The sequence below is a fragment of the Thermanaerothrix daxensis genome (assembly GCF_001306145.1).
GTDB lineage: Bacteria > Chloroflexota > Anaerolineae > Anaerolineales > Anaerolineaceae > Thermanaerothrix > Thermanaerothrix daxensis.
In genome coordinates this window covers 541,607-562,726 of record NZ_LGKO01000005.1, presented here as the reverse complement: position 1 = coordinate 562,726, position 21,120 = coordinate 541,607, and the positions used below count along the sequence as shown (strand labels likewise).

General features: G+C 52.2%; 18 protein-coding genes and 1 tRNA gene. 2 read left to right on the top strand and 17 right to left on the bottom strand.

Features of this window, described 5'->3' with window-relative positions; all coding sequences use genetic code 11:
- Positions 1 to 8: 8 nt before the first annotated feature.
- The 5 genes from minC to mreB all read right to left on the bottom strand — a co-directional run bounded on the left by minC (position 9) and on the right by mreB (position 5,347).
- Positions 9 to 695, bottom strand: coding sequence for a septum site-determining protein MinC (minC, locus tag SE15_RS11215; protein WP_054522198.1), 687 nt, complete (start codon positions 693 to 695; stop codon positions 9 to 11).
- 87 nt (positions 696 to 782) lie between these two features.
- Entirely contained in the window at positions 783 to 2,873 is a 2,091-nt protein-coding gene (gene mrdA, locus SE15_RS11210) for a penicillin-binding protein 2 (RefSeq protein ID WP_054522197.1), read from the bottom strand.
- Entirely contained in the window at positions 2,866 to 3,375 is a 510-nt protein-coding gene (locus SE15_RS11205; protein WP_054522196.1) for a rod shape-determining protein MreD, read from the bottom strand. Before SE15_RS11205 ends, mrdA begins: the two co-directional genes overlap by 8 nt.
- Before the next feature lie 7 nt (positions 3,376 to 3,382).
- Positions 3,383 to 4,228, bottom strand: coding sequence for a rod shape-determining protein MreC (gene mreC, locus SE15_RS11200; RefSeq protein WP_054522195.1), 846 nt, complete (start codon positions 4,226 to 4,228; stop codon positions 3,383 to 3,385).
- 57 nt (positions 4,229 to 4,285) lie between these two features.
- Complete coding sequence (mreB, locus tag SE15_RS11195) at positions 4,286 to 5,347, bottom strand: rod shape-determining protein (protein ID WP_054522194.1); 1,062 nt, start codon at positions 5,345 to 5,347, stop codon at positions 4,286 to 4,288.
- A 176-nt stretch (positions 5,348 to 5,523) separates the two neighbouring features.
- Between mreB and SE15_RS11190 the strand changes: the two genes are divergently transcribed.
- Positions 5,524 to 5,595 (top strand) — tRNA-Gly (locus tag SE15_RS11190).
- 123 nt (positions 5,596 to 5,718) lie between these two features.
- Positions 5,719 to 6,633 carry a tyrosine-type recombinase/integrase gene (locus tag SE15_RS11185; RefSeq protein WP_054522193.1) on the top strand — a complete coding sequence of 305 codons (915 nt, stop codon included), beginning with the start codon at positions 5,719 to 5,721 and terminating at the stop codon, positions 6,631 to 6,633.
- Here SE15_RS11185 and SE15_RS11180 read toward each other — a convergent pair.
- The 12 genes from SE15_RS11180 to SE15_RS11125 all read right to left on the bottom strand — a co-directional run bounded on the left by SE15_RS11180 (position 6,630) and on the right by SE15_RS11125 (position 21,080).
- Complete coding sequence (locus tag SE15_RS11180; protein ID WP_054522192.1) at positions 6,630 to 8,360, bottom strand: hypothetical protein; 1,731 nt, start codon at positions 8,358 to 8,360, stop codon at positions 6,630 to 6,632. The two genes, SE15_RS11185 and SE15_RS11180, sit on opposite strands and share 4 nt — an antisense overlap.
- A gap of 13 nt (positions 8,361 to 8,373) precedes the next feature.
- Complete coding sequence (locus tag SE15_RS11175) at positions 8,374 to 10,827, bottom strand: PKD domain-containing protein (protein WP_152965605.1); 2,454 nt, start codon at positions 10,825 to 10,827, stop codon at positions 8,374 to 8,376.
- 768 nt (positions 10,828 to 11,595) lie between these two features.
- On the bottom strand, positions 11,596 to 13,689 hold the full coding sequence (locus SE15_RS11170) for a hypothetical protein (protein WP_054522190.1): 2,094 nt from the start codon (positions 13,687 to 13,689) through the stop codon (positions 11,596 to 11,598).
- A gap of 487 nt (positions 13,690 to 14,176) precedes the next feature.
- Positions 14,177 to 14,524 carry a hypothetical protein gene (locus tag SE15_RS11165; protein ID WP_054522189.1) on the bottom strand — a complete coding sequence of 116 codons (348 nt, stop codon included), beginning with the start codon at positions 14,522 to 14,524 and terminating at the stop codon, positions 14,177 to 14,179.
- Positions 14,521 to 15,330: a hypothetical protein gene (locus SE15_RS11160; protein WP_054522188.1), complete on the bottom strand. Its 810-nt coding sequence runs from the start codon at positions 15,328 to 15,330 to the stop codon at positions 14,521 to 14,523. Before SE15_RS11160 ends, SE15_RS11165 begins: the two co-directional genes overlap by 4 nt.
- Before the next feature lie 150 nt (positions 15,331 to 15,480).
- A complete protein-coding gene (locus SE15_RS11155; protein WP_054522187.1) occupies positions 15,481 to 16,344 on the bottom strand; it encodes a GH25 family lysozyme in 864 nt (287 codons plus the stop codon).
- A complete protein-coding gene (locus tag SE15_RS11150; protein ID WP_054522186.1) occupies positions 16,341 to 16,694 on the bottom strand; it encodes a hypothetical protein in 354 nt (117 codons plus the stop codon). The genes SE15_RS11155 and SE15_RS11150 overlap by 4 nt, the downstream gene beginning before the upstream one ends.
- 1 nt (position 16,695) lies before the next feature.
- Positions 16,696 to 16,950, bottom strand: a complete 255-nt coding sequence (locus SE15_RS11145) for a hypothetical protein (RefSeq protein ID WP_160316706.1) — start codon at positions 16,948 to 16,950, stop codon at positions 16,696 to 16,698.
- A gap of 34 nt (positions 16,951 to 16,984) precedes the next feature.
- Positions 16,985 to 17,443: a hypothetical protein gene (locus tag SE15_RS11140; RefSeq protein WP_054522184.1), complete on the bottom strand. Its 459-nt coding sequence runs from the start codon at positions 17,441 to 17,443 to the stop codon at positions 16,985 to 16,987.
- A complete protein-coding gene (locus tag SE15_RS11135) occupies positions 17,440 to 18,003 on the bottom strand; it encodes a head-tail connector protein (RefSeq protein WP_054522183.1) in 564 nt (187 codons plus the stop codon). The genes SE15_RS11140 and SE15_RS11135 overlap by 4 nt, the downstream gene beginning before the upstream one ends.
- Positions 18,004 to 18,223: 220 nt before the next feature.
- Positions 18,224 to 19,711 carry a hypothetical protein gene (locus SE15_RS11130; protein WP_054522182.1) on the bottom strand — a complete coding sequence of 496 codons (1,488 nt, stop codon included), beginning with the start codon at positions 19,709 to 19,711 and terminating at the stop codon, positions 18,224 to 18,226.
- Positions 19,712 to 19,721: 10 nt separating this feature from the next.
- Positions 19,722 to 21,080 (bottom strand): hypothetical protein, encoded by a 1,359-nt coding sequence (locus tag SE15_RS11125; protein WP_054522181.1) that lies wholly within the window; start codon positions 21,078 to 21,080, stop codon positions 19,722 to 19,724.
- Positions 21,081 to 21,120 lie beyond the last annotated feature (40 nt).

The window sequence follows — 21,120 nt, the reverse complement described above, 5'->3', positions numbered from 1 at the left end:
TCTCCACATTATTTTCCCTTCCAGGGTTCCAGAACGATTTGACCATTCTCCAGACGTGCCATCATGGGTTCGGTTTTACGCCGCCTCCCGGTTTGAATCACAGCCACCTGGTCGGCAATCCTCAATTGTACCGGCGCCATCTCCAACGCACAAATGACCGCCGCTGTATTGCCCTCAATGCCCGCATGCACTGTGCCGCGCAAACGCCCCCATACCACCACGCTCCCACCAGCGTAGATCTCTGCACCGGGGTTCACCTCACCGATCACCACCACATGCCCTCGGGTGCTTAAACGGTAACCGGAGCGCAACGTCCGTTGCACCAGAACTGCGTTTTCCCCCTCGAGTTCGGTATCACCCCGCCGCACAGGCCGCTCGGGACGCGGTGAGGGCAGGCGGGTTGCCAGCCCCAGCACTTGAGCCGTCCGCTCGGTTACCGGTGAATTGCTCAGCACAGCCCACAACGAGACACCCAGGTCACTAAGCCGATCTCGCAGGCTGCCCATTTCCGCTGCATGGACGACGTGGTTGCCCACATCAATGGCCAGGCGCGCCCCTTTGAAGAAAGCAGCCTGCTCTTGTATGTAAGTGAGCAGAGCCGTCCGGAGTTCCGACCACTCACCTTCGCCGAAAGTTACCAGCAAGCCTTCCCGAATGCCTTTGATCTGAACGCGCCTGTCTGCTGTGGTCGGCATAGAGGAGACCCTCATATCATCTGGCATCATATCGCCTTTCATTATAGCAGATGTGACCAAAGTGATTTAATCTTCTTAGGCATTGGCTCAAGGGACGCTACCTCCAACGCTTTCCGCATCCACCTCTTTCAGATTGAAGTAGGCTTCCATGACGCGGCGTACCACGGGCGCGGCCAGGCGCGCTCCTTCATCCCCGTTATACACAAAGGCTACCACAGCAATCTCAGGATTATCAAAAGGGGCATATCCAACATACCAGGCATGCGCTGGCCAGTTACCCGGCTGGCACAGGTTTTTGGCCTGAGCCACATTATCGCAGTATTCTGCCGTCCCCGTCTTACCGGCTGAAGGGATTGGGAAGTCCTCAAAAATGGTTGAGGCCGTACCGCTGACAACCACCTCACGCAGGCCCTCCTGCACTTTTTTGACCACCCAGGGAGCCACCGTTTTCATCTCACCCGTCTGCAGGTAGTTCTCATCATACACATGAATCACCGGATCCTGGGTAATATCCCACAGCATCTTGGGCTCAAAGGGCTGCACCACATTTCCCTCGCTATCCAGGACCTCGCGCACAATGGTGGGCTTCATCAACTTGCCATCATTGGCAATTGTTGCCATGGACACCAGCACCTGCAAGGGCGTAGAAAGAACATATCCTTGCCCAATGGTGGCAATGTAGGTGTCTCCGGTGGACCAGTTTTCCCCAACGTTGATGCGTTTCCAATCGGGATCTGGAATCAAACCATCTTGCTCACCCGGCAACTCAATCCCCAGTACGCGGCCATAGCCGATGGCTTTGGCGTATTCCCCCAGGCGCCAGATATTCAAGCCCTTGGGCACCTCATTTTTATACCCACCCCCTACTTTATAGAAATACACATCACAGGATTGGGCCAGGCCGTGGATAAAATCCAAATCACCATGCCCACCCCCAGTGGTCTTATAGATATAACAGACATAATCGCGCGTGCGCGGATTGGGATCATTCTCAAAATAGCGTTCCTCAACCGTAATCTTGCCCGGATCGTTGATCTTCTGTTCCGGCGTGACTACTCCTTCATTCAAAATACCCAGAGCCGCCGCCAGTTTAAATACTGACCCGGGTGGATGTTCGGCGGAAATAGCGTGATTAAGCAAGGGGCGATAAGGATCCCGTTGAAGTTGCTCATAGTAATAGGCGGGGATAAACCGTGCCATGCGGTTATTTTCATAACTGGGGTAAGACACCATGGCCAGGATTTCACCGGTTTTGGGATTCATGGCGATCACCACACCACTGGTGTAACGCTGCTCGCCAAAGTACCGATTCCAACGATCCATCCAATTTATCAATGCTGCCTCAGCGGCGGCCTGCAATCGCGTGTCAATAGTAAGTTTGATCGAATAGCCTGGCATGGGCTGCTCAGGGGGTTCCAAATCCCGCAGAATCTGGCCAGCCGCATCAACTTCGACAACCCGCTTGCCATTCTGTCCAATTAGCAAATCATTGAGCGAATACTCCACCCCCGCAAATCCTACCTTGTCGCGGTTGGGAAGGAAACCGCGCGCCCGGTAATCCGCCTCTTCACTGGCCGGAATGGGCCCCAAGAACCCCACCACGGCGGAGGTCAGCGAACCTGTGGGATATTCCCGCACCGACTCAACTTCAATTCCCACGCCCGGTAGATCGGCAGCCCGCTCACGAATGATCATCGCTGTTTGTTGATCAATGTTGCACTTAATCCGAATAGGACTATAAGGGGCGTTGGTGTCGCCAATGTACACAATTTGCGCAATGCCCAGATCGGTGGCGCAGGGGGTGAAGTTTCGCACGGTCTCCTCGTTGATCTCCCCATTATTGACCGGTACGCCGATCAACTGGGAGAGTTGACGGTAGACCTCCTGAATGCCTCCCTCATCGGCAGGTAACTCAGCCGGGGTGATGACCACGTTATAAGAGGGCACATTTTTGGCCAGAATATAGCCATTGCGGTCATAAATCAGACCACGCTGAGTCGGTATGCTGACCTCCATGGTACGATTGTCTTCGGCACGAATCCGGTAATTCGCCCCCTGAAGAATCTGGAGGTTAAAAAGGCGCAGGAGGTAAAAGCCGATCACAAACGCGATTGCCGCATAAAATACGGTCAATCGCCAGTGTTCAAATGGATGCGGGTGTTCCATCGGTTCATGCATTTTTCACCACCACCTCGGGATACAACCAGTTCGCCAGATCGTTTAATAAGGCATACACCGGAAAAGCCAGCACCACATTAAGAACTAGGCTAGGCAAAGTCACATGGGTTAATGCGTTTTCCCAAGATAGGGGAGTGCCACTAAACTGCAATGTCACAATTGTTAAAGCGTGATACATCAAAGTACCCCAAAAAGTCACAAATAGCATTGCCAGCAGAGGGATCTGCCAAACCTGGCGACGGATTATCCTGGCCAGAGCTACGGCAAGCCCATATCCAATTATAGGCACCAACAGAGGCACCCCGGAAATCCACCCCACCAAGAGCCCCCCCACCAGCACCCACACCAGAGCAGATCGAACGCGTTCATGCAGTGCCCAGGCAACCAACGCCAGCAAAATGAGATCACCACTCCCGTTCAGCAAGGTCAGGCGGCTGATAATGGCAGTTTGGATCATCAGCAACCCCCCAAGCACCGGAAAAGCCAGCCAATCCGCCAGCATACTCACCTCACGGGATGGGGGTTGGGATCAGGGGCGCAAGTTGAATCGGACGGAAGTTTGTGATCACCAGCACTGCCTGAAGGGTGCTGAAATCCACCACCGGCTGCACCACAGCCGTCTGGAACAATTGATTGGGCTGCTTGCGAATATCGCTGACCTGCCCCACCAAAATGTCTGGGGGGTAGGTACCACCCAAGCCTGAGGTCAACACCAGATCTCCCAACTGGATAACCGTATCTTGCGGGATCATCTCCAGGCTGATTTCCCCGGTTATCGAGCCATGGGTCTGACCTTCCACTTTGCTGTTTTGAAGGCGCACGTTGACAATAGCGCTGGCATCTGTGATCAATTGCACCCGGGCCGCACCCGCCGTTACCGCATCTACACGCCCCACCAGTCCTTGATTGGTGACTACCGGCATCCCATGACGAATCCCATCATCGGAGCCTCGGTCAATGATCACGTAATGAAGAAAAGGGCTTGGATCACGGCCGATGACATTAGCAGCCACATACTGATTCTGTGGGTGAGCACGGGCAAAGTCGAGGAGAGCATAAATGACCTGGGCTTCCCGAAGTTGCTGTTGGAGTTCGATTACTTGCGCCTGCAACTCGGCCACCTGCCGTTCTAATTCAAAATTACGCTGTTGAAGTGTGGCCATATCCCGCGGGGCAGTGAGAAACTGATAGGCCGCAATATAGCGGCTTGAAACCCACTGCTGAATTCCCACCAACGGGGACATCACCCCATGCAACAGGGGTTGCAAGTAGCCGCTCAATGCCAGCAGAATGAGCCCACTGGCAATGATGAGCACCAGAGCGGTTTGCCAAAACCGCGAAACCAGCGTTTTCATAGGATTAGGATAACGTCAAATCGCCTTTCTGCCAATTCCAATGTTCCGAATACTGACTCAGCCCCGGCTATTGCGATCTAAATCCACCAGGAATTCGGCAAAGCGATCCAGATCTTCGAGGATGATTCCCGTGCCCCGTACCACACACGTCATAGGGTCTTCGGCCACCCAAACCCGCAGGTTGAGTTCATCGCTCAAGCGCTCGGCAAGCCCTTGAAGTTGCGCTCCACCTCCGGCCAAGCACACACCGGTCTCCATCAAATCGGACACAATTTCGGGTGGGGCTTCATCCAAAGCATCCTTGATCGTATCCACAATGACCTGAACCGAGCCCGCAATCGCCTCGCGAACTTCCACCGAGGAAATCTCCACCGACTCTGGCAAGCCATTAATCAGGTTACGACCGCGCACCACCATGGTCTTCTCGGTAGGTAAGGGATAGGCCGAGCCGATATTAATCTTCACCTGCTCAGCCATGCGCTCCCCGATCAACAAGTTGTACTTGTTGCGAATGTACTGGATAATATCCTGATCCATCTCATCCCCTGCCACTCGTAACGAGCGCGAGACCACCACTCCCCCCATAGAAAGCACCGCCACTTCGGTTGTCCCACCACCAATATCCACGATCATACTTCCACGCACATCGGCCACCGGGAGACCGGCTCCGAGAGCAGCGGCTTTGGGTTCCTCAATCAGATAGGCCTCACGCGCTCCAGCCGCCATGGCCGCATCGTAGACCGCACGCTTTTCAACCTCCGTTGCCCCTGAAGGAATCCCAACCACCACCCGCGGACGCGGCATGGGCACAATAGTTTGCTGGTGAGCCTTGCCAATAAAATACCCCAACATCGCCTGGGTAATTTCAAATTCCGCAATCACCCCATCGCGCAACGGGCGGACGGCAATGACATTTGTGGGAGTTCGCCCCACCATTTCCTTGGCTTGCAAACCTATAGCCAGTGGCCTTTTGGTGCGCTTATCAATCGCTACCCATGAAGGTTCGTTGATAATAATCCCCTTGCCGCGAACATTGACGAGCGTATTGGCTGTTCCCAAGTCAATCCCAATATCCAGGGAAAACAAGCCCAAAAGCCAGTTTAAGGGGTTAATTGCCAACCTTGCTACTCCTTACTCACATGAGTGTCAATTGGAATTCTATATCCTTCCGCGCAAATTATACCCTATAAAAGGTAGAGGTAGGTGTAGCGACGATCAGAAAGCCACCCCAACAAAGCAGCAAATTTTACCATCCTTGACCACAACGCTTGGGCCGAGTAGAATATAAAACACAAGCGGGCGTGGCCAAGGGGTAAGGCATCAGCCTTCCAAGCTGAGATTCGCGGGTTCGAATCCCGTCGCCCGCTCTAACTCGCGAATATCAACCTCGCCAAAATCAATAGGATGATATTCATGGTTTCGCCGAATACCGCGCGAAAGGAGTGAATATCATCCTGTTATGCTGATCAGTAAAGCCGTCGAAGGTTTTTTTGTTGGACTTTTCCCTGCAACACTCTCCCAACACGGCCTACAGAACCTACCATCCCATTTTGCGACATTTCATCCGCTACGTGGGGGACATTGATATCGCTGCCGTCACGCCGGAGATGCTCAAAAAGTTTCTAGCCTATATTCAGACGGAATATGTACCTCAGCGTATCCCGACCAGTACCCGTCAGGGTGAGCGCCTAAGCGGATACTCGGTGGATAATCACTGGAAAGCGCTGCGTTCGTTCTTTCGCTGGTGTGCTGCAACGAAACTGATCAAGCACAATCCCGCTTTGGAATTGCCCCGTCCGCACTTTGCCAGGCCGGAAATTCAACCCTTCAGCAAAGAGGAAATCTCTCGCTTGATCTATCATGCTCAGTATGCGAAGACCAGACGCGGAGATCGAATCGTTGCCAAAAAGCGCGGCAAGGCCAAGCGCGACCTGGCCATTGTGCTGCTCCTCCTGGATACCGGCATTCGCCTGGGCGAGCTTGCCCGGCTGCGGATCGGAGATGTCAACCTGGAAACCGGCGAAATCCGCGTTGCTCCTTACGGCACCGGGCGCAAGACCAAAGCACGCACGATCCCGATCGGCAAGAAAACCCGCAGAGCCTTGTGGCACTATATAAACTCTCTCGAAGACGACGATCCGGCTTTACCGCTATTCGGGCTAAGGCCCCAGTACATCCGCCAGATCATACTCAGTATCGGGAAAAGCGCCGAAGTCCCCCATACTCACCCCCATCGCTTCCGTCATACATTTGCAATCGAGTACTTGCGCAACGGTGGGGATGTTTTCACGCTCCAGCGCATACTCGGTCACTCATCGTTGGCAATGGTAGAGCGATATTTGCAACTTTCGCAGGTTGATCTCAAAGAAGCCCATCGCCGGGCAAGCCCGGTGGATAAGTTCTAAGACCACCCGAACAAATCCCAGTAGTAGCGCATCCAGGATGTTCCGGTTGCACGCGCTGTTATGCCGATGCGTGAAGGTGTCCAGGTAAAAGAAGGCGAGTTTGGTAAACATACGCGCCCCGCCCAATTGGTCGTGTACACAGCCTGCCAATCAGACCATAGAGAACCGGACGGATACAACACAATTGGTGCCGGCGGAAGGAAGAACAAAGTGGCGGATGCGGTTTCGGTTGGTGTGCCCCCACCTACCCGCGAACGCGCCAAAAGCCGAATGCCATCATTGTACTGCCAAACAAGTTCAGCGTAATTGTTGTCTGTGCCATCGTCAACGCGCAATCCGACTTCGTTCCCGTTGACGCCTGTCTCCATTCCGCATATCGAGACGATGGCGAAAAATGTGGATGGCGCGCTACGGCAGAAGAAAACCCTAGAAGCACTTGTAAATCCGCTAATGTTCAAGTATGTGCCATAACTAACAAGAACGCTCGGCGGCGTCACAAACGGACTCCCCGCCCAGGACCATCCCGATGGGATGGTAGTGGTGAAGTCCTCGATGTTGGCCGGGCGGTAATAGCCCGAAAAGCGCATGTCGTCCGCGGTCGGAATGCGCCCGGTTATCTGCCCTATCTTACTCTCCGCCTGCAAATCGCTGTAAGCAGAGAACCGATCCGTGCTGATCGTCCCCGTTGTGATTTTGCTTGCGTCTAAATCTGGAATACGTGCAGTGTCGAACACCCCACTCGTTACATCCGACGCGCTGTGGGTATGCGCAGACGGTGGAAACTGGGATGGCTTTCCGGTCACTCCGCCCCACGGGACACTTTCCGCAGAATCGACAACTCCGTTGTTGTTGGTGTCGTAAACCGACTTCTGCATGTCGCCGGTGCTGGGACTGACCCATGTTCCGTCATCCCGCAGCACTTTACCCGATATTGAGCCCGGAGCAGGCACAACCCCATTTTGGCTAGGGCCGAATACCGGAAGCCGTTCGGGGCTAAGGACACCGTCGGTAATCTCCTCCCCTCTATGAGTGTGAGGGATCGGGAAGCGTAAATCAACAATATCCGTATCCGTTCCGCTTTCCTGGATGCTGAATTGCCCGGCATACAAGCGCACGGCTCCCAATACATATGCAGTCCCGGTAGGGATCGATGGAAGGTGAGTCAAACTTAATGTATCGAGATTTACTTCACTTCCTTTGGTTATAACTACATCGCCGCTATTGTCAACTGTGATTAGCACGTAGCATGATTTTCCCACCTCGAGCGGGCAATACTCAGTTAAGTCAAATGTCCCCGAGACCGGCTTATATCCATCCGCCCAGACTAACCCCGGATAAATTGTGATTCTTAACCCACCTAATGGAGTGATTCTTAGAGGCAAAAACTGTCTGAGCTGCATGTACAAAATATCGGTTCCGAACGGGTATTCGTGGTTTTTGGCGTGAGATGGGACGTTATATCTCGGATTCTCGCCGGCCACGGTTCGCGGTGATAAGACCTGCAGCAGCCCGGGTTGAGCCGGATCGTATCCTACCCATACCGGCAGAAACGGCTGCGCAGCCACACGGTTATTGAGTACTTTCAGCACCGTATTATCGACTTGTACATATGCGTACCCATTACCGGCGTCGACAACCCCGGATTTATCTCCCAAAATCGCAGGCACGGCAAACGGTATATCTTGTTTTTTATTAAACATCTTCCGAATTGCACGCTTAAGATCCATCGTCGCTCCTGATCTAAGTAATGTAATCAATATGTTGGCAGATGTTCCAAAGAAATACCGAGTCGATCTCGATCCTTTTAGTCCCTTCCAACCAGACCTGCCAAGTTGTCTTGATTCTGAAATTTGTAACGGGCTCCAGCCCAAAATAACCAATCCAGGTTTGCCCGGTAAACTGCATTGTATTGCTTATGTTAGGATATGCTACTGAAGCTGTTGCCGAGAGCTTATCACCGGTTGTGTTCCCATCTTTGTGCGCTATTATAGTATTCCCAACTAGAGCCTGAATCCCGCGCGGGCTGACGGGATTAGGTTCTAACTGCCCATTGAGTTGTGTTTCGACAACAACTCTCACGTTGACCGGCCAATTGTAAAAATTGGCACCCCCTTTGTACATATTAACCCTGAACCCATGCCAGGAATAAAACCCCGTGTTCCAAGTGCCTTCAACAGAAGCCCAATAATACCCATAATTAGGTGACGACCCATAATTGAAAGTTGCCGGGTTGTAATTAGACCACGGGTGCCCGAGATATTCAAAATATATAGCGTCAAAAGAGAGCACCGGGTCGTTCAGTTCGATTTCAATTCCCCAACAATCTACTCCGCTGGAGTTGTTGAAGTATCCGGTTCGCTGGTAAGGATTTGTTACCGGATTTTTTATCCCGGTTGCGATACGTTGCCCTGTAGCGTTGAGTAAATATACGGTATAAAAATCGTCGTCTTGAGTTTCCACCCAAGCTGCTGCGGGTGACGAACGCGTTAACCACCGGCCGTTAATCATATACATTGTAGGATTATCAGCGTTACTCGGTCGAGCAAAAAACTTATAATACGACCGGACTCGATCCCATCCCGGAATTTGCAAAACCACCTTACTTAGTGCCTGATACGGCCCATTAGCGGACGCATCTGTGCCATCACGGCAAGGCGTGCCGGGTACGGCCGTCATCGGAGGCTCAGAAGGAATTGTAGATGGAATGGGAAAAGGGAAATAACTCCCACCACCCGGTAATACCGGCAAGAGCGGAAAGACCGGGAATAGGTCGGGTTGGAGAGGAATGTTCGATTTTGGGGGCTCAAGCGGAGTCTGAATGGTCTGACTGAGGTTTTTAAATACCTCAGGCTCTCCCACAACACTCATGCGCAACACGCCCTTATTAGGATCGTGTTCTATGGACAACCCACGCGGGACGATCTTCCCCGAGTAAGTTATCTTCCGCGGTGTTTCATCCGCAATTGAAACCGACAGATACTGATTGGGAACCAGTGTGATCAAGCGATTAGCACTTACCAATTCAATAGTAAAGTCGTACTTTCGGTTTTCGCGGTTGTAAATCAGTGAAGCAAGATGGTTTGCCTGTTCCTGATCGCTGAAAAGCAAACGCTCCTTTGTAAGTACTTTCCCCGTCCTTCCGAACACCGAGCCCGGCGCAGATGAAACGATCGGTTTTGACCCCGCTACACCGGACAAATCAACCCTACTCACCTTTGGAGTCTCATAAAAGTCAACCTGTACATGGGTACAGTCGTCTTTACTCAGTGTCATGACGATCGGGATTGAGCCCCTATTCGATTCCAAAATGTAATTCGTATCAATCTGAACAAAAACTCTCCCGTATGGATCACACATGGGAGAAGCTAGAATACTTTCCTCTGCCATCGTTTTGATTTGCTTCCATAAATCCCCACTGGCATCTTGTAGCACAGACGCTTGACGAGTATCTCCACTCAAGAAAACATCCACACAATTTGTAACCGTTGACCGCCAGACAAATAAATGCCATAGTGCTTTATCCACAGTCAATGATTGCATTTCCGTCCATCGCGTTGGTGTATTGCTGACGTTCTCAAGGCCGACCGGGAATCCCATAAGGTTTGAAAGCCAGTGGTGTGTCCCCTTGACACTGAGTATTGCTGTACCGGTTTTATCATCCACCTCACATTCGGACAGATCTACCCATCCAACGGCTACGATATTTTCTGCTCCTACAATTGGACCGATGGATTGAGGTTGATCCTCCGAAAACAAAATGACCTTGTTATTTTCGTACAAATCTACTGCAGATGGTAAACGAATGCTGAATTCAAACCCTCCCCGATCGAAACTGCCATGAAAAGATTCAAGCACAACCTCAACCGCCGGAGAAGTATCACTGTACACATAGACATTTCGATATCCGGTTGAACTCTTGCCATTGCTGGCAGTAACGGTGCATCCAATCAGTATTCGACCCGGTGCAGTGGCCGTCAAAGTCGGTGTAGCCGTATTAGCGTTACTGAGTGTCGCAGGACCACGGATGACACTCCATGAGTAACTGCTAATCGTTGAACCGATTACCCATGATGCGGATGCGTCCAGTTGGGTTGACACACTGCTTCCGGTGAGTTTGAGGACGCGATCCGGACCCAAACAGACTACCGGTGTGAAAGCACTATGTTGGTCTGAGTAAGCGATATCATAGTCCATGTAAGTGGTTGTTCCTACCACTCGCGGGTGGCGAGCCCAGAAGGAAAATTCATCGATCACTGTTAGATATAAGCCGTTCTCCCACGCAATTTCGGAAGTTTCGCCGATATATGCTATCGAGGAGGTCCATGTCTTACGAACACGTACCCGTCCACGATCTCTTCCACCGGGGGTTGTCCCAACCAGAACGGTCATTCCGGGTAGCACATTCGCCAAATTTCCAGAAGCATTATTGTAAGTTACCTGCACAACCTTATCATGAGTGCTAAAACTCTGATTCACCCGGCACTGATACACCACAACCGGTTGATCGATGATCGCGTATAGTCGCGTTGCCAAGCCGTCTGAGCGCAAGATTGCAATTTCTTGTGGGGTTGCCGACCTTGTCATGTTTGTTTCACCAAGTGGGTAAACGTGACGGTGAGTTCTAATCGATCCCGTCTTTTGGACGGATCGCGCTCTTCATTTTCTGGCCAATGTATAATGGCTTGATAGTTAGCATAGGTATCGTCATTGGTCAGTGTACGAATATAGACTACCGATGACGACCCTGGGCAGAATGATTTCAGCTGTTGTCGTTGTTCAGAAGTCAACAATGAAAATATCCATTTACAACTGGGATAACCTCGACCGTACGATCGACCACTCGCCGCAACGATGAGTTCAGGGTAATCGATAAAGATAGCTCGCGGTACGGGTAGTGGCGTACTCAAGGACTCAATGTTGACCATGTCATTTAGAGTGGTACCGATTTTGAAATCCGCCACCTTAACCTCCAAAGGCATCAATCAATGCTCGATCCCGACGACTGAGCAATTTTTCTACTTCATGCATGACTTGCTTCAGCGTCAGGGTTGAGGTCTCGATGTGCATCTGGATAACTTTTCCCGTAGAAGTGAAAGAAGAGGTGAGCAAATTCTTCGTTAAGGAATTAGGAACGATCGATCCATTTGATTCCGGAATAAACAGCTCTGGCCCCTGTTCTCCAACAACGTACGGGATACCTGCCATAACAGGCCCTCCCAGAGCTCTTCCTCGAGGGGGAGATTTTGTTCCCAAAAAAGATTGCACCTGTTGGTTCAACCATTCCTTATAACGAAGAGTCAACTGCATGCCCGCTTGCTGAAGGGCCGCTTGATCGTTCAGCGCCAATGCTCTTAGGATATTGAGTCGGTTTTGCTCAGCAGCGCGAAGTTGTTGCAGTTCGTTTTGATATTGTTGATCGAGTTGTCTCAGTCGTGCTTTTTGACTCTCGTTTAAGCGCTTTAATTCTTCCGCACGCTCTGCGGCAAGTTGCGCCATTCTCAACTGATGTTGTTTACTCAGTTCTTGCATTTGGATTTGGAATTCTTCCCGGCGCCGCTGACGCTGTACAGCAAATTGGGCCTCCATTTCACTAATCTGCCTGGCAAAATCCTCGGAACGCCTGGCGGCCTGAATACGATATTGTTCTTCCTCTTCCTGTCGGCGGCGTTCATAGGACCGTTGTTCACGGATGATCCCAAGAGCGTCTCGCGCATCGATCAACTCTTGCAACCGGTCTTCATGTTCGGTCTGTAGCTGCCGCAAGCGGCGCTGATGATCTTCTTCCGCCCGTTGTACTTCGACCTGATAGGACCGAGCAACCTTCAAGCGATTTTGATAATAATCTTGCTCAGCCTGTCTTTCGGCTTGTGCGTATGCTTGCATGATCTTCCGCCGCTGTTCCGCATACTGAGCAATCAATGCATTTCGCGAAGCTTCATAACGGCGTTCAACTTCAAGCCGCTGGTTGGCAAATTCTGCAATGATCCTACTGCGTTCAACTTGATATTGTTGTTCAACCATGACCCGCTGGCGTTGAGCTTGTTCATAAGCCTCGTACGCCTCGAGTTGTTGTTGCGTAACCACGGTATCACGCTGAACAGCCGTAATGTGATCATTGATCGCGCCGGTCAGCCTCCCAACGGCCAATGCCCACTCCCTGGCGCGATCCTCACTAAATAATCGTCCCGCATAATAGCCGAGAATCGTAGCCAATTGTGCCGGTGCCGCTTGCAGATTGCGCTGCGCGCCAAACTCTGTCCGCGCTAACGCACTGTAACCCGCAGCCGCAGTTGCCCCAACTGCTGCAGTAACTGCCACATATGGATTAAGTAGACCAAGACGACTAACAGCTCCTCCAACCCCTCCCAAAATCGCCGGCAGATTTAATGCCTTGACAACCCCCACTAACATCGTGATCTGCCCGACGATCTGGGTTAATCCGCCGATCGCTGCAAAACCACCTCCGATCAAAACGGCTGCCTTGACCAGCTCGGGATTTCGTTCGATCACATCAGCAATCTTATTTACCAATTCCGCTGCTATACGCAATGCCGGCAATAATTGCTCAGTAGCTACTGCGCCAATTCGCAAAAACGACTGCTGTATATCATTTTGCGCCTTTTGCCACGCCATGGCAGCAGTACTGAATGGACTGGTGGAAATATACGCTTGAGCAGAACCAAATATCGGCGATAATATTGATCTGCCAAACCGTTGAAATGCCCCGCCAACTTGGTTTAATTTTTCGCCAATGTCCCGTAGGTTAAATAGGTTGTCCCGAATATCACGTGAGCTGTTCGCCATACCGCGCATGGCTACTTCAGCTTTTCTTGCCTGTTGATCAAGTTCTACCAATTCCCGTGTTACATCTTCCAATTCCCTTTCCAGTTCGTTAATATCTTTCCCAACCGCTTTGTTAAGTTTCATCGTCTCTTGAAGTGCCTTAACCCGCCGTTGTAGCTCTTCAACGCGGCTCTGCACTTTTTTCATATCATCATTGACCTTCGCAGCATCAGAACCGAAGATCAACAAGAGTCTTAATTGCTTTTCATCCATATTTCACCTATACTAGAAGTATGTACAGCAGTTGGTTTAAGAACGAACCACAGGATGATGATCAAGTTGGAGTCCACAGTACAAACGCCGGAACGATTTGGTTTGGTTCCTTGTTGATTACGTCGTTCCTTCTTGTGGGACTTGCCGTATATTTCCCAAATCCGGGTATTCTCATTGCTTTATGCTGCTTACCTCCGTCTGCCATCATTCACACCCTCTGGGCACTTAAGTTACTCCATCTCTTGTAACTGCTGCCGGCGCAATTTCTCACCAATTGCCTTTAGCCGTAACACAGCCCTTAACAAATCATCCGGTTGATTGAGGATGGTTTGGATGTCCCATTTCCATTCAATAGCCTCTAGTACCAGCAAAATATCCAGCGCCTGACCGAGAACACAATCGGGGATTTCCTTTAAGCCAAACCATTCATCCGGAAAATCCCCCGCAGATGTAGAACAATAAAATCGCTCTAATTGCCTGACGACTTCTAGAATTTTTTTTCCGAGGTCTGTTCCTCAACCTGTAATGCCCAGCCGGGATTTTCCTCGATAACCGCTTGCAACCAAGCTTCGCCGATTTCATACGGCAAGCTGCAAAATTCTTGGGGGGTAAGTTCCTTCACGGATTTTGTTTGGCCGTCGATCTCCACCGTACCCTGGGTGCACGCCACGCAACGTGGATAGATCATCACGGCTACGGCTCGTTCTGCATCGCTCCGATAGGTATGCTCTGCAGCCTTATTGGCCAACAGCGCTTGATCCATCGCATCGGCTACCGTTGCGTGGCGTACGATCAAATCTACTGTTACCCGGTCAACCGTCATTTGTACGATCATCCGGCAACCTCGCGTAGAACAACAATCACATCGTTGTTGGCCGGTGCAGTCGTGAAGGTGATCCCGGTAACCGTCTTGGTCAGACCCGCAGTAACTTCTACACCGTTCTTCCAGACCTTGATCCCATCGGTCGACACTGCCGGGAAGTTCGCCGGGAAGTTGAAGGATGTCGTAGTACCGTCTCCCAGATACGAAGCAATTCGCAAGGGGTAATTGCTCCAAACTTCCAAGATTTGGGCCTCCAAAAAGCCTTCGGTACTGTTCGAGAACTCCACACCCCATAGGTGTCTGCGTACCCGATTGGGTGCCACCTGATACTGAGTAACCGCTTTGTCTGCGCCCATACCCGGAGTCTTGCGAACCACTTGTGCTGAGGGGATGATGAAACTATGCCAGTAGGTCTTGCCGGTATCCAGGCCCTTCGCGGCTTGATAGAGCAGCAGTGCTACGCGGGGTTCGAACCCTTGTTTATCGGTCGCAACACCCACCACAGTGGCCTCTCCAACGGTGGCTACTTTCGTTCCGTCCAGCAACGCCGCCAGTACCGGGTCGGCCGCCTCGACGTTTAACCTGGCGTCTACACCTTCCTGCGGTGGGAGATAAACAACCTGGGTGATGCCGTCCTCTCCAAGACCGGTCAGCTTACGCGCATCCGGAATCGTCAGGTCGAATGCCGTTGCTCCCTTGAACTGTATCCCCTCATAAGCAGTAGTACCGCTGGCTTTGGGGTACCCGTTGCTATCCAGCTCGTAGACGCATGCATAACGCAATCCGTAATTCAGAGTTCTCTCAATCGGCGCTGTCATCTTCCTTCACTCCTTCTTGTAGAATTTCGATTACCGGGCGGGAGAAACCCGCACAGTCACAAAAGTACCGAATTACCCCTTTTTCTTCGTAGTGAGGGTCCAGTGGCTTACCACACAACGGACAGGATCTAGATTCGTTGAATTTCGGTTTCATGAGACTTCCTGCATCAAAATTAATCCATCATAGACCATTGCACTCCAACCACGCTCGTGGCGTATCCAGACTCGCTGGGCACTCTCGACTTTGATGCCGATTACCTCAATGCGTTCTCCACTACTCAGTATGCCGAGGGGCGCATGGCTTGTAGACGGTCCGCTTCTGATATTAACCCGGGATACAGCACGCAACATTACCGGTGCGCGCCGGGCAGGTTCGCCGTTTTGCTCCTCCGGGGAGGGCCTTCCGTAGCGGGCCAACAATTCATCCACCGTTCCGTTGTACCAATTCAAATCAATTTGCGCGCTCGATACGCCGTATTGTTTCCCATCACCGCGGTCCGTATATTGCCAGAACAGCCAATCTTTCCACGGGGCCGGAACGATGGGCTTCGATACCCGATAATGCGCAATCCACAGTGGACACTCTGCCCAGGACGCGGCATCGCTGCCGTATTCGTGCCAATAGCCCGGTGAAGTGTAAACCATGCAAACCCTGCCGGTATTTTCCTCGACGATATCGACGAATTCCCTTGCGGCCACAATCGCTATTCGCTGTAGCGGTGCTTTTCTTCGCTCCTCGTAGTCCAGCACCGGTTCGATATCCGGTGGGTAATCCTGAATAAGCTTGGCGAAGTAGCGAGCCTGTTTGTCTGCCGGCGTCGTCCAATCCAAATAGTGATACATACCCACCAGCAAGCCGGCTTGTTTAGCAGCCTGATAGTTGACGACAAAGCGCCTATCCGTCCACTCCGCCTGGCTGGCTTTGAGAAACACGAAGTTAGCACCGGCCTCTTTCATCCGGGCAAAATCGATCTCGCCTTGCCAGTGGCTCACATCACAGCCTAAAGCGTTCATCTCACAACCTGCAAGATCTGAGTGATCAACCAAATCAAAACGGTTGATCCCAGAATACCACCCAGCCACGCCATCAACCGGTTTGCCTGGTCGAGCCTGGTCACGATGCGTGTAAGGTCGTCAATGCGCCTGTCATGCTCCTCGAGTTTGCGCCAGGCAGCATCCAGACGGTTTTCAAGCAACGGATGGCTGCCGGCTTCATGGTTCTCTAACCTGCGCACACGGGCTTCAATGTCTTTGAGCATTGTTTTGATCTCCACAACGTCGGCTGCAACTTGGTCAAGACGTGCAGATAAAGCAGATATCTGACGCTGGAGACTGATGTTGCTAACCCGTTCTTCAGCGGTCATGCTACCCTCGAGTAACGGCACTGCGGACGGCATCATATACACCACTGGCAATCAGGCCAAGTGCCAGGCCGTATACCACGGCTCCGAACCATTCAGCAAATGTAACAAGCGGGAAAACGCTGTACTGATACAACACACCCAGTACAATCCCCACCAGCATACTGAGTAGCTGGAGCGCCTTGCCGGACAAACCTAAACGCTTGGACCACTCCACAAGGCCCAGAACCACTAACACCAATGGTATTCCGTTTATCATTGCTTCGCTGATGATCTCCATACTTCACCTCACTTCATTCGTAAAATGCAATCGAGATCGGGACGATTGTCGTAATGGCAATCCTGAATTCGATCCCTACATAGCTTTGACCTGCATAGTTCAAGACCTGGATGCCATTATCGCCCAACCAGACAACCTTCTTTACCCAGGGCAAGGTAGAATCCTTCGTCCCCCGCCCGAGCAAGGGATGCGACAAAAATACATCGCGTACACTTGTCAAAAACGGCTCGGCCGACTTTTCCGCTTCGCCATCAATACCCTGAAAGATCGGTTTGACGTACAACCGCATGAGCCAGGTACGGGTCTCTTCGGCCAAGATCTCACCGATCGGGGCAACCGTTGCCGAACCGGCAAACGTGCAAAAGATCGGCAAATCCGAATCGGCCAGCGATTGAGGCGCCCATAGATAAGCCCGTTTGATGCCGCTTATTGTCTTTTGGATATCTACTAGCCGCTGTTGGATATCACTCATAACACAACCCGTTTGTATGGTTTCAACATTAGCTGCACACGCTCCGGCAAGGCCTTGGTGTACTGCAACATGCCCAGTTCGGCTACCCCAATGCTGTCCGTCAAACCGGATTTGATCTCTTTGTAAAAGCGCACACTCAGCAATGTGGCAGCATTCACCAGGTCATCCGGAAGAGGCGAGAAACCCCCGGTGAAGGCAATCTTTACCCACACCTTTCCTTTTCCATCTACACCGTGGTACAGTACCGAATTCTTGAATACTTCAGCATGAGCAGGATTGAGCTCGCGCCAGTCCTCTCGGGCCGAAATCCGATAAGCCAGATAAGAGACGTTCTCGATAACCGGTTTGGGCGGCCAGCACCACAAAACCCCATCAGAGGAGATCAATCCTTGTAGGAGTACATCGGAAAGCGTCTCCCGCACAAAATAGTTATCACCCCCTCCGCAATACCGGTCAATAGCCCGACTTGCCTGGGTGATCAACTCGGTAAGCAGGACATCATCCGCGTTTTCGCCGCTGCCGAGTGCGCGCTTGACTGCCGCGATCGTTGTGTAATCCATTCGTTACCTGCTCCACCACAACATACTCAGTATCGAGGGGTGCGATTACCCCGGTGTCGATCATGCTTTCTGCAAGATCTTCGGGCAATTCAATCTGCCCGTTTTCGACATAGGCAACGAAATCGCCTCGGCCGACGCTGTACAGGTTCCCCAATACCCGGTACTTCATAAAACCTCAACCAGGGGGAGAGACCCTTCCGAGCCCCTCCCCATTACCAAATTAGCCGTTGCCGATATTGGTGATGATCCCGATGGAGGGTGGGAAGTAGTGGGCAAACACGCCGTCGAAGTAGACGCCCGATTCGTACTTCCGCGTGCGCTGCGGCCATTCGATCTGATAGTAATCCTGACGCAAACGCATCTCCATCACATTGGGTACACCGTTCAAAGGATACGGCAGCTGCTCCGTTACCGCCAGTAGCGTGCCGGGCGGCATATTCGGGTGGATCTCCAGCGGCACTTCCGGCGCAACACCCATTGCAAAGCGGTTGAGTAAGCTCTTCACCCGCATGCCGGCAGTGAACTCCGAACCGGTTACATAGGGAATCTGCGCAGCAGACGCAGTCAGAACTTTCTTGGTGATGTTATCCGCTTCCTGAGCGTTGACGTAAATGCGCGTCGGAGATATCCGGTAATTGTCCCACATCCAGCGGAACATTTCGTTGATCTCCTCGATACCGCCATCGCCGGACGCTGTGAGGGGCGTACCGCTGCCGGGCGTGCCGGTGGGCATATTTTTGATGTAGGCGCCCGAACCGCTTGCCCAGGCCTGATACAAAATGCCATCGTAACTGAGCAAATTCCTGGAGTTGTCGGCAGTAATCTCGCTGGCATTCTGACGGCCAGAGGTCTGCAAACTGGTCAGGACCACACTGTTAATCGTGGTAATCGCCTGTAAAAGCTCGTTGCCACTGGTCCCGACATACCAGGCGTATGCCACCGCGCCGGGCACAACCGGGACGCTGGCTTTGATGACATTGGTTGAACCGGTCAGCACGCCGGTGCTGGTTGGGCTGGATTTATTGGATGAACCACCGCCGTAGGTAAACGCCGAACCGCCACCGGCCGGGGTAACGCTGACTTGTCCGACTACACCACCGGTTACGGAGGACGCCAGGTAACCGTACAGAGTCAAAGCCACCACGATCACATTGTACGTACCGGCAGGAATAGAGCCTCCCGTGCTATCGGTGGTTACCGTGGGGGCGTCCGGCGTTCCCAAAGCAACCGAATAGTTGCCTCCCAAATCGGCAAGTTCCTCTTCGATCATCGTTGCCCAAAGCAACCGCTGTGCCTGAGTAGCGCGAATGTCTTCAAACCCCACCGCTGCACGTTCGGCTTCGAAAGTAATGCTATCCTCAAGGCCGAGGGTACGATAAGGAGCGCTTTTATCCACCACTTGCGTGGTAATCACGCCGTTCCGCTCGCCTTCCGGCACAAACCCTCGCAAGCCGGCCGTATTGATCCCAATAACCGCTTTCCAGTTGGTTGACGTACCGCCACCGCCGGAAACCCGCGGGGTGCGGTTGCGAATGGGAGTCAGAACCGGGAACAGATTCTTGGCCGGCGCTTGCAGGTCATAGGCAACCAGCCCGGTTGCTTGGGTGACCCCCGCCTTTTTCAGCGCGTTTGGGTCCATTGGTTGAGCAAGTGCCTTCTTGAATTCGGCAATTGCTTGTTGGGTCAATTGAGACAGATTTTCGATCATAACAAACTCCTTACGACTTGGTTTGAATGGCTTGAATTTCCAGGCGCGCAATTTCATTACGCAACGCCTGCTGTGCCAGCGGATCGGTTACCGATTGCAAAGCCGCTTTCAAAACCTCGGCTTTCTGCAGTGCCGCGCTGGCCTGCGGCGTCAATGATCCGATTTCACGCAAAACCGGCCCGCTTGCGCCGCGTTTGCTGAGGGCTTCCACTTCAAGAGCCAGTTTCGCCACATCTCGCACAAGCTGCTCGATTTGACTCTTGGACTTCGCCATCCCGCGAATGCGAGCGCTCAGCTGCATATCGGATCCAACCCGCTCGATCAATCCGAATTCGGCGAGGATGGATAAGACGATCTCACGCACATCATCAGCCGTCAGCGTTTTGGGCTGCTCTTCAGCCACCTGCTCTTCCCCGTCCTCCGGGGTTTCTTCGCTTTCGACTGCATCCTCTGCGTTCCCGCTGTCGTCCTCACTCGCCGTGGATCGTTCTTCCAGCATCGCGACAATCTCTTCGGCAATTTCCTGGATTTTTTCTTCATCCAGTTCCTTGCCCTCATCTTGTTTGAGTAGTTTCAAAATCCGTTCTTTCATCGCAACTCCCTTCATACTGAGTATTGGTGTAACAATTCGACTGCCATCCGCTTTGATGACTTCGAAAGTTGCCCCGGGTATGCAGGGCAGATCTACCAGTGATATCTCATTCGGGATGGCTTCATAGCGCACATAACCTTTGTTTATCGGGTCTTCCCAACGTTCGCCATATCGGCCGCCGATGGAAAAACCGGTAAATACGCCCTCTACTACCTTTTGCCAGGCTTCGCTGTCCACGACTTTTACCCCGACCCGGATGGCCTTCGCCGCATCATCGAAAATCATCTTGATGACTTTGCCAACCGCCCTGGTGGTATGGCTGTCGCGGACGTTGCCGTAGGACCTGCCGCGGCTGGCTTTCTGCACCCGTTTCGACCACGCCCAAAAGTGTGGCTTCGATTTGGCGTAGTCCATGATCTCCCCGCTCATATCAGGCTGTTCGATTGCAGCCACTCCCCAGACTTCACGGCGCGCCTCGATGACCTTTTGCAGCGGGATGAAATAGGATAGGCTTTTTTCCGCTTCGTTTTCGTTCGTGGCTTCCTCGAACTCAAGCGGTTGGTAGTCATGATCCCTCAACCACTGCCGTGCCTCTTCGGCGCTAAACTTATCCGCATCAAAGCGGATCGCCTGCAAAGTTAATGAGTCCTCGCCCTTTAACCTACCGAAAATAGCATGAATACCTTCTCCAAATTTATCGTTGACCCGCCGGAATGAATCCTCTTCAAAGCGGCTTGGATCAACCAGCCTAGCAGCATGTTCGTTTGGATATGGCATACTCAAACCTCCAAAACAAAAACCGGCGAGACTAAGTAAT

Excerpts from the sequence above, each read along its gene's own strand:
- SE15_RS11145 (WP_160316706.1), bottom strand. The coding sequence starts at position 16,950 with ATGATAAACGGAATACCATTGGTGTTAGTGGTTCTGGGCCTTGTGGAG.
- SE15_RS11180 (WP_054522192.1), bottom strand. The coding sequence starts at position 8,360 with ATGGATCTTAAGCGTGCAATTCGGAAGATGTTTAATAAAAAACAAGAT.
- mreC (WP_054522195.1), bottom strand. The coding sequence starts at position 4,228 with ATGAAAACGCTGGTTTCGCGGTTTTGGCAAACCGCTCTGGTGCTCATC.
- SE15_RS11130 (WP_054522182.1), bottom strand. The coding sequence starts at position 19,711 with ATGATCGAAAATCTGTCTCAATTGACCCAACAAGCAATTGCCGAATTC.
- SE15_RS11160 (WP_054522188.1), bottom strand. The coding sequence starts at position 15,330 with ATGACAGCGCCGATTGAGAGAACTCTGAATTACGGATTGCGTTATGCA.
- SE15_RS11170 (WP_054522190.1), bottom strand. The coding sequence starts at position 13,689 with ATGGATGAAAAGCAATTAAGACTCTTGTTGATCTTCGGTTCTGATGCT.
- SE15_RS11155 (WP_054522187.1), bottom strand. The coding sequence starts at position 16,344 with ATGAACGCTTTAGGCTGTGATGTGAGCCACTGGCAAGGCGAGATCGAT.
- SE15_RS11175 (WP_152965605.1), bottom strand. The coding sequence starts at position 10,827 with ATGGACTATGATATCGCTTACTCAGACCAACATAGTGCTTTCACACCG.
- SE15_RS11205 (WP_054522196.1), bottom strand. The coding sequence starts at position 3,375 with ATGCTGGCGGATTGGCTGGCTTTTCCGGTGCTTGGGGGGTTGCTGATG.
- SE15_RS11140 (WP_054522184.1), bottom strand. The coding sequence starts at position 17,443 with ATGAGTGATATCCAACAGCGGCTAGTAGATATCCAAAAGACAATAAGC.
- SE15_RS11135 (WP_054522183.1), bottom strand. The coding sequence starts at position 18,003 with ATGGATTACACAACGATCGCGGCAGTCAAGCGCGCACTCGGCAGCGGC.
- minC (WP_054522198.1), bottom strand. The coding sequence starts at position 695 with ATGCCGACCACAGCAGACAGGCGCGTTCAGATCAAAGGCATTCGGGAA.
- SE15_RS11125 (WP_054522181.1), bottom strand. The coding sequence starts at position 21,080 with ATGCCATATCCAAACGAACATGCTGCTAGGCTGGTTGATCCAAGCCGC.
- mrdA (WP_054522197.1), bottom strand. The coding sequence starts at position 2,873 with ATGCATGAACCGATGGAACACCCGCATCCATTTGAACACTGGCGATTG.
- SE15_RS11150 (WP_054522186.1), bottom strand. The coding sequence starts at position 16,694 with ATGACCGCTGAAGAACGGGTTAGCAACATCAGTCTCCAGCGTCAGATA.
- SE15_RS11165 (WP_054522189.1), bottom strand. The coding sequence starts at position 14,524 with ATGATCGTACAAATGACGGTTGACCGGGTAACAGTAGATTTGATCGTA.